This window comes from Peterkaempfera griseoplana (genome assembly GCF_001418575.1).
GTDB classification, from domain to species: Bacteria; Actinomycetota; Actinomycetes; order Streptomycetales; family Streptomycetaceae; genus Peterkaempfera; species Peterkaempfera griseoplana.
The window spans coordinates 1-11,778 of record NZ_LIQR01000177.1 but is presented as its reverse complement, the minus strand read 5'-3'; the positions used below and the strand labels follow the sequence as shown (position 1 = coordinate 11,778).

The following is an 11,778-nucleotide window of genomic DNA, read 5'->3' as shown; positions in this document are numbered from 1 at the left end:
GGGTGGGTGGTACGGGGTCAGCCGAAGAGGGCCTGGCCCCACCATTCGCCGGGCTTGCGGACGCCCGGCGGGCAGGCGAAGTGTGCCGAACCGACGTGCTGGATGTACTCGTTGAGGGCGTCCTTGCCCGCCAGCTTCCGCTGCAGCGGGACGAACGCCTTGCGGGTGTCCCGCTGGTACGCGAGGAAGAACAGTCCGGCGTCCAGGCGGCCGAGGCCGTCCGTGCCGTCGGTGAAGGAGAAGCCGCGGCGCAGGATGCGCAGCCCCGCGTTGCTGTCCGGGTGGGCGAGCCGCACATGGGAGTCGGCGGGCAGCGCGTCGAGGTCGGGGGTGTCCCGCTCCTTCTGCTTGCCGAAGGGGGCGCCCTCGCCCTTGGTGCGGCCGAAGACGTTCTCCTGCTCGGAGAGCGAGGCGCGGTCCCAGGTCTCGATGTGCATCCGGATGCGCCGGGCGACCAGGTACGAGCCGCCGGTCATCCAGTCCTGGCCGTCGCCCGGGGCCGCCCAGACATGGTCGGCCAGCGCCCCGGTGTCGGTACCGGCGACATTGTGGGTGCCGTCCTTGAACCCCATGAGGTTGCGCGGGGTCTGGGCGTCCGGGGTGGTGGAGGAGGTCTTGCCGAAGCCCAGCTGGGACCAGCGGACCGAGACGGTCCCCATGCCGATGCGGGCCAGGTTGCGGATCGCGTGCACCGCGACCTGGGGGTCGTCGGCGCAGGCCTGGATGCAGATGTCGCCGCCGCTGCGGGCCGGGTCGAGGTTGTCGCCGGGGAAGTGCGGCAGGTCGATCAGGGCCTCGGGGCGCCTGGCGCGGACACCGAAGCGGTCCTTGCCGTCCTGCTCGAAGAGGGTGGGGCCGAAGCCGATGGTGAGGGTGAGCCTGGAGGCGGGCAGGCCCAGGGCCTCACCGGTGTCGTCCGGCGGTGCGTCGTCGGCCCCGTCGACGGCTCCGCCGCCGACCTCCCGGCCGCCGGTCATCGCCGCCGCGGCGCTCGTCCACTGCTTGAGCATGTCCACCAGGGCGGCCCGGTCGTCGGTGGTCACATCGAACGCCGCGAAGTGCAGCCGGTCCTGCACCGGGGTGGCGATGCCCGCCTGGTGGTCCCCGTAGAAGGGGACGGCCGCGGAGTCGGGCACGTCGACCCCGCTGCTGCCGCCGCCGTCGTGCCGGGTGACGGCGGCGACCGTGCCTGCGGCCGCCGCGCCCAGCGCCACTCCGGCGCCGGCCCAGCCGATCACGGCCCGCCGGCTGACCTGGCGGACGTCGGCGGTGGCGGTGGGGGCGGGTGCCTGGGGGGTGTCCATCAGCGGTTCGGCCTCTCGGGTCAGCGGGTGACGGCGGCGGCGAGCTTGGAGAGCGGCTCGGCGAGCGCGTTGACGGCGTCCGAGAAGGACTTGCGCTCCGCCTGGGTCACCTTGTCGTACGAGAGGTAGCCGTCACCCTTGCGGTACTTGGCGAGCAGCGTCTGCAGCGCGGCGAACTCCCGGTCCAGGGTGGCGGTGAGCTGGGCGTCCTTCGTGGAGGCGACCGGCTTCAGCAGGGTGTAGGCCTGCTCGGCGCCGTCCACGTTGCCCTTGAAGTCCGACAGGTCGGTGTGGCTGTAGCGGTCCTCCTCGCCGGTGACCTTGCCGGTGGCGACCTCGTCCAGCAGCTCCTTGGCGCCGTTGGCCATGCTGGTGGCGGTGATGTCGGCCTTGCCGACCCGCTGCTGCCAGTCCCTGAGGTCGGTGACCAGCTGGTCGGCGAGGGTCTTCTCCTCGGCGCCGATCTTCTTGTCCTGCCAGAGCGCCTTCTCCAGGCGGTGCCAGCCGGTCCACTTCTGACCGGGCTCCAGACCGTCCTCGCGGGTGTCGGTCTTCGGGTCGATGTCGCCGAAGGACTCCGCGACCGGCTCGGTGCGCTCCCAGCCGACCCGGGAGGGGGCGAAGAGCGACTTGGCCTTCTCGATGTCGCCGGCCTTGACGGCGTCCGCGAACCGCTGCACCACCGGGATGGTCTGGTCGGCCTGCTCCTGGACGTACGTGCGGTACCGGGCGACCGCGCCGTCCAGCGCGGGGTCGGCCTTGGCCGGGGCGCCCTTGCCGGTGACGGTGATCTTCTGGCGGATGCCGTCGCCCTTCATCCCGGGCTTGCAGGCGACCTCGTAGCTGCCGGCCTTGATCTGGGCGGTGACGGTGGCCTTGGTGCCGGGGCCGATGTTCTCCCGCTCGGTGACGATGCGGTCACCGGGAGCGTAGACATAGACCTCGGTGACCCGGGAGCCGGTGTTGTGGATCGCGAGGTCGACCGGGCCCGCCGGGAACTCCGTCCTGGACACCTGGCAGGAGGTGTCGCCCGCCTCGACCTTGATCGCGTCGTCGGAGGAGCCGGAACCCGACTTCTGGGCGCAGCCGGTGACGGCGGTGCACAGCGCAGCGAGGGAGAGCAGGGAGGCTGCGGTGAGGCGACGGGCGGGCATACGGTCTCCAGGCGTCGGGCGGAGGGTCAAGCAAGGCAGACCTAAGTTATATGAGGCTTACCTCACCGCACTACCCGGGGGGCGTGATCCGCGCCACCCCCAGCCGTCACACCAGCGTCTTGACCAACCGCTCGAAGCACAGATCGGCACGGCGCGGCACGCCGAACCGCTCGTCGCCGTAGGGGAAGGGCAGCCGTTCCCCGGTACGCCGGTAGCCCCGCCGCTCGTACCAGGCGATCAGGTCCTCCCGCTGGACGATCACCGTCATCTCCATGGCGGTCGCGCCCCACTCCTCGCGGGCGGTCCGCTCCGCCTCGCCCAGCACCGCCCGGCCTATCCCCCCGCCCTGCCGGTCGGGGCGGACCGAGAACATCCCGAAGTAGGCCGTGTCACCGCGCCGTTCCAGCTGGCAGCAGGCCAGCAGCTCGCCGTCCCGCTCCACGGCCAGCAGCCGGCTGTCCGGCGCGCCGATGACCTCGGCCACACCCTCGGGGTCGGTGCGCTGACCGCCCAGCAGATGGGACTCGGTGGTCCAGCCGGTGCTGCCACCGCGGTACGCGGACTCCACCAGCGCCACCACGGCGGGGATGTCGGCCGGGCCCGCCTCACGGAAGGTGAGGGCGGAGTCGGAGTCGGGCTCGGTGATCGCCACGGTCCGGTCCTTTCTGCGCTGCTGTCGGGCCGCTCCCAGCGGCGGCCCGCCCCGGTCGAGGCTACCGGTGGCGCCGGGCTCCCTGGCCGGTCCACCCCGCGGTACCCCCGTGCGCCCCCTGCGCGCCCTGCTGGCCGGGGGCCGCGGCGGGCGACGGTGGACAGGACCCGCCACCGGCCGGAGGGGACGCCGATGCATGGAGCTCCTGTTCTCGGCTGGCTGCTCGCGGCGCTCACGGGCGCCGCGGGCCTCTACTGCCTGGCGCGGCTGTGCGCCCCGGCCTCCGCCCGCGGCGGAGCCCGGGGCGCCGCCGCCCGGGAGTCCGACGCGGCGGCGGCCCTGATGGGGCTGGGCATGGCGGTCCTGGCGCTGCCGCCCGCCCACCAGGGCGGGCTGCCGCCGGTGGCCTGGGCCGCGGTCTTCGCCGGGGCCGGGGCCTGGTTCACGGCCGCCGCGCTGCGCCGGGGCGGACCCGGCTCCCGCGCCCACCGGCTGCACCACGCGGTCGACGCGGGGGCGATGGTCTACATGGTGCTGCTGATGGCCGGCCCGGCGGGGCATCCGGGCCACGGCGCCATGGCGGGCATGACGGGCATGACGAACGCGCCCGCCCCGGCGGTCCTGGCCCTGGACCCGGTGCCGCTGGTCAGCGGGCTGCTGCTGCTCTACTTCGGCGGCTACGCCCTGTGGACCGGCACCCGGCTGCTGCGCCCCGCGCACGCGGTGGCCGGGCCGGGCGGCCGGGCGCTGCTGTGGATGCCGGGCATGTCCAGGGCCTGCCGCCTGGTGATGGGACTCGGCATGTTCTCGATGCTGCTCGCCGGCTGACCAATGCCGCACGTCCGGGCCCGGCCGTGTCCTTGGTCACGCCCGTGCGGAACACCTGCCCAAGGGCGGCGCCGCGGCCTAGGTTGGAGCCGTGCGCACCGTAGCGCGCGGACCGTCCCCCGGGAGACCGCTGCCATGACAGCCCTGCTCGGCCTGATGCTGCTCTGCCTGCTGCTGGCCACGGCCGTGCCGCGGCTGCTGGTACGGGCCGGGTGGGCGGAGCGAGAACCGGTGCTGGCCCTGGGGCTCTGGCAGTGCCTGGTGGTCTCGGTGCTGCTCTGCTGCGGTCTGGGGCTGACGCTGGCGGCCTGCGCCGCACTGCCCGCCGTACGGGAGCTGCTCTTCTCCGGGGCGCCGGACCAGGTGATGCAGGCGTACGGCTTCGCCGGCACCGAGGCATGGGGGGCCGCGGCGGCCGTGCTGCTGGCGTACGGCGCCCTGCACACGGCGTTCGCACTCGCCAGGGAGGTGCGGCTGGCCCGGGCCTCCCGCAGCCGGCGGCAGGCCGAACTGGCGCTGCTGGCACCGGAGTTGCCGCCCGCCGCCGATGAGTACGGCGGCGACCGGGCCAGGACCCGCGAGCGGCTGGTGGTGCTGGAGGACGTCCAGCCCGAGGCCTGGTCGCTGCCCGGCCCCACGGCCCGGCTGGTGGTGACCACCGGCGCGCTGCGGCGGCTGAGCGACCGTGAGCTGGCCGCGGTGCTGGACCACGAACGCGGCCATGTGCGGGCCCGTCACCACTGGCTGCTGCAGTCCGCCGAGGCGCTGGCGGCGGGCTTCCCCGGCGTGGCGGTGTTCGGGGCGTTCCGCGACGAGGTGGGCCGGCTGGTGGAGCTGGCGGCGGACGACGCCGCCTCCCGGCGCCACGGACGGCTGGCCACCGCGCTGGCGCTGGTGGAGCTCAACCAGGGGCGCGGGGTCTTCGGGGACTGCCGCGGACAGCTGGCCGAGGTGCCGCGGCGGGTGGACCGGCTGCTGGCGGGCGAGCCGCGGCTGCCGGTGCGGCACCGGCTGCGGCTGACCGCGGCCGGTCTGACCGCGCTGGGCGTACCGGTGCTGCTGGTCCTCGCCCCGGGACTGCACGCACTGCTCTGACCCGGCGGGGTTTTCGCGGACGACGTGCCCTGGCGGGCGGTCAGCTCGGGTTACGCTTCGGGCAAGTGTCCGCTCCAGCCGCACCCCGGCCGGGCGGCCCGTGCGTCCGTGGTGCGCGGCTGCGACCGGGGTGGATGTCCGGGTGATTCGTCCGTGCTCGTCTTTGTCCTCGGTGTCGGCGCCGCCTGCTGTATCGGCCTGGGTTTCGTCCTCCAGCAGCATGCCGCGCAGCGGGCGTCACGCGCGGACTTCCTGTCCTGGCGGCTGCTGCTGGGGCTGGTGAGGGACGCCGAGTGGCTGCTCGGCATCGCGTTCATGATCGGTGGTCAGGCGCTGAGCGCCCTGGCGCTGGACCGCGGCGAGGTCTCCCTGGTGGAGCCGCTGCTGGCGACCAATCTGCTGTTCGCCATGGGCCTGGCCCGGCTGCTCACCCGGCAGTGCCTGGGCCGCTCCGGCTGGGGCGGGGTGCTGATGCTGGCGCTCGGGGTGGCCGCCTTCATCCTGGCGGGACGCCCGCGCGGCGGCGGAGCGGAGGCCGGCGCGCTGCGGCACTGGCTGGTGCTCGGGGTGGTGGCGGGGCTGGCCCTGCTGCTGGTCTCCACCTCCCGCGGTCTGCCGCCGGCGGTCAGGGCGACACCGCTGGCCCTGGCCGCCGGTCTGCTGTACGGGCTGCAGGACGCGCTCACCCGGACCACCGCCCAGCGGATCGACGCGCTCGGGCTGGGCGGCGCGCTGCGCGGCTGGGAGCCGTACACGGTGGCGGCGATCGGGGTGCTGGGGCTGATCCTGGTGCAGAGCGCCTTCGAGGCGGCGCCGCTGAGGATGTCGCTGCCGGCGCTGACCGCCGCTCAGCCGCTGGCCGGGATCGCCTGCGGGGTGGGCTTTCTGGGCGACCGGCTGCGGGTCACCTCCGGCGCTCTGACCTGGGAGGCCGTGGGGCTGCTCTGCATCGTGCTGGGGGTGGTGGTGATCGGTCGCCATCCGGCGCTGCCGGACGGCGGCGCGGAGGACACCGGCGACAGCGGGGCGCCGGAGCCGCTGGAGCGCGCCGGCGGGCGCGGGTAGCCGCCCGGCGCCCATGCCACGGGGCGCGACCGGGTGGCCGGGGCGCCGCGGTCAGCCGGTCCCGGCGGGCAGCGGGCCCAGCGTCCGCGCGAGCACCTCGCGCTGGGTGGGCCGGGCCTGGTGGTAGCGGCTGCGGCCGGCCTCGGTGAGCGAGACGAAGATGCCCCGCCGGTCCGCGTCGCACATGGCCCGCTCGACCAGGCCGTCCTTCTCCAGCCGCCCGATCAGTCGGGAGAGTGCGCTCTGGCTCAGATGCACGGCACCGGCCAGCTCCTGGACGCGCAGCTGCGCGCAGCCGTCGCCGATGTGCTCGGCCAGCCGCTCCAGCACCTCGAACTCGCTCATGCCGAGCCCATGACGGTCGTTCAGTTCGCGGTCCAGGGCACAGGCGGTGGCGGCGTGGCGGGCGAGCAGATCGCGCCACTCCGCAACGAGGGCCCTTTCGGCGGGGGCATCCAGGTCAGGCACGTTGCCAGCATAGCAGCTGCAGATGAACTTAATGCAGCAACATTAAATTCACACGCATTGGATGCACATGCATGTAGTCTGCTGTCCATGACCTCGACCGAAGAGCGCTGGAGCCCCCGTCTGTGGGGCACCCTCGTCGTCCTCTGCGCCGCCTTGTTCCTCGACGCCCTCGACGTCTCGATGGTGGGCGTGGCGCTCCCCTCCATCCGCACCGAACTCGGCCTCTCCACCGCCACCCTCCAGTGGGTGGTCAGCGGCTACGTCCTCGGCTACGGCGGACTGCTGATGCTCGGCGGCCGCGCCGCCGACCTGCTCGGCCGCCGCCGGGTCTTCCTGGTCGCCCTCGCCGTCTTCGCCGCCGCCTCCCTGATCGGCGGACTGGTCGACAGCGGCGGACTGCTGATCGCCTCGCGCTTCCTCAAGGGCGTCAGCGCGGCCTTCACCGCCCCGGCCGGCCTGTCGATCATCACCACCACCTTCGCCGAGGGCCCGGCCCGCAACCGGGCACTGTCGATCTACACCACCTGCGGAGCCAGCGGCTTCTCCCTCGGCCTGGTGCTCAGCGGACTGCTCACCGAGGTCGGCTGGCGCTGGACCTTCCTCTCCCCCGTACCGGTCGCCCTGCTGGCCCTGGTCGCCGGCCTGCGGCTGATCCCCCGCCAGAGTGCCCCCGAGCGCACCGGCGGCGGCTACGACCTGGCCGGCGCGGTGACCGCCACCGGCGGACTGCTGCTCCTCGTCTACACCGTCACCGAGGCCCAGGGAGCGGGCTGGGCCAGCGCCCGGACCGTGCTCTCCCTGGTGGCCGTCGCCGCTCTCTTCACCGCCTTCGTCGCCGTGGAGCGGCGCACCGCGCACCCCCTGGTCCGGCTGGGCATCTTCCGCAACGGCGGCGTCACCCGGGCGAACCTGGCCGCGCTCGCCTTCTTCGGCACCTACACCGGCTTCCAGTTCGTCGCCACGCTCTATCTGCAGACCCTGCTGGGCTGGTCCGCGCTGGAGATGGCGCTCGGCTTCCTGCCCGCCGGAGTGCTGGTCGCGGTGGCCTCCACCCGGATGGGCGCCATCGTCGACCGCTTCGGCACCACCCGGCTGATGGTGGCGGGCTTCCTCTCCCTGGTCGCCGGCTATGCGCTCTTCCTGCGGATCGGGGAGCACAGCTCGTACACCGGTCTGGTGCTGCCCAGCATGCTGCTGATCGGCATCGCCTGCGCCCTGTGCATCCCCTCGCTCAACATCGCCGCCACCAACGGGGTCGCCGACGAGGAGCAGGGCCTGGCCTCCGGCCTGGTCAACACGGCCTTCCAGGTCGGCGGTGCGGTGGTGCTCGCCGTGGTCACCGCGGTGGTGACCGCCGGAAGCGCGGGCGGCACCTCCCCGCAGGCCCAGCTGGACGGGTACCGCCCGGCGATCGCGCTGGTGACCGGGGTGGCCATGGTCGGCCTGCTGGCGACGCTGCTCGGGGCCGTGCTGGAACGCCGTCAGCTGGTCTCCGCCACCCGGGCGGCCGCCACCGCCGCCGTCCCGCTGCCTGCGCAGCCGTCCGCCGCGGACGACGTAGTTGAGCCGGCGGTCTCCCCCGCCCGGCGCTGACCCCTCCGGGCCGCGCAGCCGCACGGCCCGTCAGACACCCTCCCCGCAGAGGTCCAGAGGCTCGGGGGGACCCACGACCGGCCCGCCACCGGGGCATACCGGATCCGCGGGTCTCCCGCTCCCCGACCGCACCGGCCGGGCGCCGACCCCGGCGCCCGGCCGGTGCGGCATGCCGCTGAGGTGCAGCGGGATGCCCGCGTCCGATCCCCTCCCCCCGTGGGGACCGGACGTTCCCGGGCGCGGCGAAACCACCGGCTGCGGTCCTCGCACCCCGGCCTGCGCAGGCGCCCCAGTATATTGACTGGGAGCCAACCAACGTGGGAGCACCATGTCACCTCGACGGTCGTCGGTCAATGAGGAGATGCGCAGGCGTTCGCGCGAGCGCATCATGCAGGCCACCGCCGAACTCGTCGACCGCCAGGGGTACGCAGGCACCACGCTGGCCGACATCGCGGCGCACGCGGGCCTCGCCCGCGGGCTGGTGTCGTACTACTTCTCGGGCAAGCACCTGCTGCTGCAGTCCGCCGTGCACCGCGAGATGCATCTGCACCTGGCCGCGGCGCTGGACCGGCTGCCCGCCGACGCCTCCACCGACGAACGGCTGGCCTGCGCGATCGACGCGATCCTCGGCTTCGCACTGGAGCACCCGCGGCTGATGCGCTGCCATCTCGCGCTGATCCTGGACCCGGACACCGGGGAGTTCGTCCAGGACCCCGAGCAGCAGCGGCTGGGCGTACTGCTGCAGGGGGTGCTGCGGGCGCACGGCTCCGAGGCTCCCGAGGCCGACCACGCGGTGCTGCGCAGCTCACTGATGGGCGGGTGCATGGGTGTGCTGCTGCCCGGCGCGGAGACGCCGCTGGTTCCGATCCGGGCGGACCTGTTCGCCCGCTACGGGCTGGCCTGGGAGCTGGGCACCCCGCCCGGTCCGCGGCCGCCGGGCGGGCCGCGGATCCGGGTCAGCCCTCGGCGATGATCGACCGCAGCAGGTCGATGGTGCGCTCCGGGGTGAGGCTGTCGACGCAGAGCCGCTCCATGACCTGGACGTAGGCGTCCACGTCGTCGCGCTTGTCGAGGTAGAGGGCGCTGGTGAGCTGCTCCAGGTAGACCACGTCGGCGAGGTCCTGCTCGGGGAAGCGCAGGATGGTGAAGGCACCGCTCTCCGCGGCGTGGCAGCCGAACCGGAACGGCATCACCTGGATCACCACGTTGGGCTGCTCGGCGATGTCGATCAGATACTGCACCTGACCGCGCATCACCTCGGGGCCGCCGACGGGGCGGCGCAGCGCGGCCTCGTCGATGACCGCCCAGAGCCGGGGCGAGTCCCCTGCGGCCAGCAGCTTCTGACGCCGCATCCGCAGTCCGACGCGGCGCTCGATCTCCTCGTCGCCGATGGCCGGCCGGGCCAGTCCGAAGACGGCCCGCGCGTACTCCTCGCTCTGCAGCAAACCGGGGACGAACTGCAGCTCGTAGGTGCGGATGAGGGCGGCGGCCTCCTCCAGTCCGACATAGGTCTGGAACCAGCCGGGGAGGACGTCACTGAAGCTGTGCCACCAACCGGACTTGTTGGCCTCCCGGACCAGGCCGAGCAGCGCCTCGCGCTCGGACTCGTCCGCCACCCCGTAGAGGCTGAGCAGATCGGCCACGTCCCGCTCCTTGAAGCTGACGCGGCCCAACTCCATGCGGCTGATCTTCGACTCGGAGGCACGGATGGTGTAGCCCGCGTCCTCACGCGTGATGCCCTTGGCCTCACGGAGCCTGCGCAGCTGGGAGCCGAGGAGGATCCGGCGCACCATCGAGCCGCCCCCCGGCTGAACTGTGGTCATGCGGTCAAACCTCCACCCGACGAAAACAGCGCACAGTCTGCCACTACCTGGCTGCGAGCGGTGCCGGTACCGGCATGCGGATGTCTCAGATTCTTGCGCATGCAGAGGCGGATGCACGTGCATCCGGCACACGCATATGCCAGTCGTACACCTGCACGTGAATCGGCCCTTGCATCTGCCGTTAGCAAAGAGGACCATGGTGCACGTGCACATGCACACCCACTGGCAACCCTGCGGGGACCGCGTCATCCCCACGCGAGACACCGCTCACCGGCCGGAACGCGCCCCCGCGATTCCGGTGGGGGGCGGCCGCGCGCGGACGCCCCGGCCGACCGAGGCGGAGGTGTCCCGCATGACCCCGGCGGGTCCCGCTGTGTCCACCCCTTTATGGGAGGAGCTGTTCATGGGCGCCGGTCCGGCACTCACCGCCGACCCGGACGTGGTCACCTGCACACTCATCCCGCGCTACGAGGCGGTGAAGGCTGCGCGTGACTTCACCCGGAGCTCGCTGCAGAGATGGGGACTCGCCGACCTGTTCGACGACGTCGCGCTGGTGGCCTCCGAGCTGGTGACCAACGCCCTGCGGCACGCACTGCACCTCAGAGCGGGTGACGGCGACAGCCGCATCCCCCGTCAGGGCCCGTCGGACGGCTCCGGTCTGCCGATCCGGATCAGCCTGGTGCACCGCTCCCCGCAGGTGGTCTGTGCGGTGAGCGACCCCAGCAGCACCGGTCCGGTGACCCGGGACGCCGACTACATAGCCGAGTCCGGCCGCGGACTGCACCTGGTCGACTCCTTCACCCACTCCTGGGGATGGCACCCGCTGGCGGGCGCGGGCAAGGTGGTCTGGGCCCTCTTCGACTCCCACGGCGCCGCCGCACCCGCCGACAGCGGCGGCGGCCGGCACCGCAGGGCCTGAGCACACGACACGTCAGGGGCCGCCACCGGAGCATCCGGTGGCGGCCCCTCAGGTGTTCCGCCCGCGCCCGGCGGGCGGAACCGCCCCACTGGACGAGGCGGAACCGCCCTTACTGGACGAGGCGGAACCGCCCTCACTGGACGAGGTGGTCGAACTCCCCGTCCTTGGCGCCGAGCAGCAGCGCCTCTATCTCCGCTCGGGTGTAGATCAGTGCCGGCCCGTCGGGGAACCGGGAGTTGCGCATGGCGACATCGCCGCCGGGCAGTCTCGCCAACTCCACACAGTTGCCCTGCGAGTTGCTGTGGCGACTCTTCTGCCAGACGACGCCACGGATCTCCGCCGCCGCCATGCCGTTGTATGTGTGGCGCATAGAAAACTCCCGGAATGCGAGTACTTCGCGTGCCGCCGTACTGCTCGGCGTCTCGGTCGTGCGGCCGGCAGGCTCCGTCCACCCTGCGAAAGTCCTGGTCTCCGCCTCACTGGACGTGATGATAGCCCGAGTGCACGTGCATCCGCACAGGCAATTGCTTGTGCACATTGGTGTACATGAAGTGACGGAGCCCCCTCCGGAAAAGCGAATTGACAGAGCGTAAGCGGACATAGCCGTTCGGAACGTACGTCGCGACGGCTACACTCCGTGTACGTTCGGAACCCACTGTCCCGCTGACAGGAATTCAGCGACCGCCAGTGCGGCACACGGACCGTCACCGGTACCGAAGTGTGAGACTCATCACTCGGAGGGTGCGTGCAGCCCCGACACCTAAGACGCAGGACCCTGCCGGTGGCGTTGCTCACCGCGGGCGCGCTGGGCACCGCGTACGGCGCCGCCGCCCTGGTGCTCGCCACCCGCTCCCCTGCCCCGCCCACCCGGGCCGGC

12 protein-coding genes are annotated in these 11,778 nt (G+C 73.0%); 6 read left to right on the top strand and 6 right to left on the bottom strand.

Translation table 11 applies throughout. The features are described from left to right. Positions 1 to 17 precede the first annotated feature (17 nt). From efeB to AOK09_RS14250, 3 genes are all read right to left on the bottom strand, one after another. Positions 18 to 1,304 (bottom strand): iron uptake transporter deferrochelatase/peroxidase subunit, encoded by a 1,287-nt coding sequence (efeB, locus tag AOK09_RS14260; protein ID WP_055587554.1) that lies wholly within the window; start codon positions 1,302 to 1,304, stop codon positions 18 to 20. Between the two features lie 20 nt (positions 1,305 to 1,324). After that, positions 1,325 to 2,458, bottom strand: coding sequence for an iron uptake system protein EfeO (gene efeO, locus AOK09_RS14255; protein ID WP_055587553.1), 1,134 nt, complete (start codon positions 2,456 to 2,458; stop codon positions 1,325 to 1,327). 106 nt (positions 2,459 to 2,564) lie between these two features. Further along, positions 2,565 to 3,110, bottom strand: coding sequence for a GNAT family N-acetyltransferase (locus AOK09_RS14250; RefSeq protein WP_245687286.1), 546 nt, complete (start codon positions 3,108 to 3,110; stop codon positions 2,565 to 2,567). Positions 3,111 to 3,302: 192 nt separating this feature from the next. On the opposite strand from AOK09_RS14250, the gene AOK09_RS14245 reads away from it, so the two are divergent. The 3 genes from AOK09_RS14245 to AOK09_RS14235 all read left to right on the top strand — a co-directional run bounded on the left by AOK09_RS14245 (position 3,303) and on the right by AOK09_RS14235 (position 6,098). Continuing rightward, positions 3,303 to 3,938: a DUF5134 domain-containing protein gene (locus AOK09_RS14245; RefSeq protein ID WP_055587552.1), complete on the top strand. Its 636-nt coding sequence runs from the start codon at positions 3,303 to 3,305 to the stop codon at positions 3,936 to 3,938. Between the two features lie 135 nt (positions 3,939 to 4,073). After that, positions 4,074 to 5,033, top strand: a complete 960-nt coding sequence (locus AOK09_RS14240) for a M56 family metallopeptidase (RefSeq protein WP_055587551.1) — start codon at positions 4,074 to 4,076, stop codon at positions 5,031 to 5,033. A gap of 153 nt (positions 5,034 to 5,186) precedes the next feature. After that, a complete protein-coding gene (locus AOK09_RS14235; protein WP_055587550.1) occupies positions 5,187 to 6,098 on the top strand; it encodes a DMT family transporter in 912 nt (303 codons plus the stop codon). A 51-nt stretch (positions 6,099 to 6,149) separates the two neighbouring features. Here the strand turns inward: AOK09_RS14235 and AOK09_RS14230 are convergent, their stop codons facing one another. Beyond that, complete coding sequence (locus AOK09_RS14230; RefSeq protein WP_063795951.1) at positions 6,150 to 6,566, bottom strand: MarR family winged helix-turn-helix transcriptional regulator; 417 nt, start codon at positions 6,564 to 6,566, stop codon at positions 6,150 to 6,152. 87 nt (positions 6,567 to 6,653) lie between these two features. Here AOK09_RS14230 and AOK09_RS14225 point away from each other — a divergent pair, with 87 nt between their 5' ends. Both AOK09_RS14225 and AOK09_RS14220 read left to right on the top strand, forming a co-directional pair. After that, the gene (locus AOK09_RS14225; RefSeq protein ID WP_055587549.1) at positions 6,654 to 8,159 is read left to right on the top strand and encodes an MFS transporter; all 1,506 of its coding nucleotides are present in this window, start codon (positions 6,654 to 6,656) and stop codon (positions 8,157 to 8,159) included. 328 nt (positions 8,160 to 8,487) lie between these two features. Next, positions 8,488 to 9,132 (top strand): TetR/AcrR family transcriptional regulator, encoded by a 645-nt coding sequence (locus AOK09_RS14220; protein ID WP_055587548.1) that lies wholly within the window; start codon positions 8,488 to 8,490, stop codon positions 9,130 to 9,132. Here the strand turns inward: AOK09_RS14220 and AOK09_RS14215 are convergent. Continuing rightward, positions 9,116 to 9,982 (bottom strand): helix-turn-helix domain-containing protein, encoded by an 867-nt coding sequence (locus AOK09_RS14215; protein WP_055587547.1) that lies wholly within the window; start codon positions 9,980 to 9,982, stop codon positions 9,116 to 9,118. The two genes, AOK09_RS14220 and AOK09_RS14215, sit on opposite strands and share 17 nt — an antisense overlap. A 403-nt stretch (positions 9,983 to 10,385) precedes the next feature. On the opposite strand from AOK09_RS14215, the gene AOK09_RS14210 reads away from it, so the two are divergent. After that, positions 10,386 to 10,901, top strand: a complete 516-nt coding sequence (locus AOK09_RS14210) for an ATP-binding protein (protein ID WP_055587546.1) — start codon at positions 10,386 to 10,388, stop codon at positions 10,899 to 10,901. A gap of 133 nt (positions 10,902 to 11,034) precedes the next feature. Here the strand turns inward: AOK09_RS14210 and AOK09_RS14205 are convergent, their stop codons facing one another. After that, positions 11,035 to 11,271: a DUF397 domain-containing protein gene (locus AOK09_RS14205; RefSeq protein ID WP_055587545.1), complete on the bottom strand. Its 237-nt coding sequence runs from the start codon at positions 11,269 to 11,271 to the stop codon at positions 11,035 to 11,037. Positions 11,272 to 11,778 lie beyond the last annotated feature (507 nt).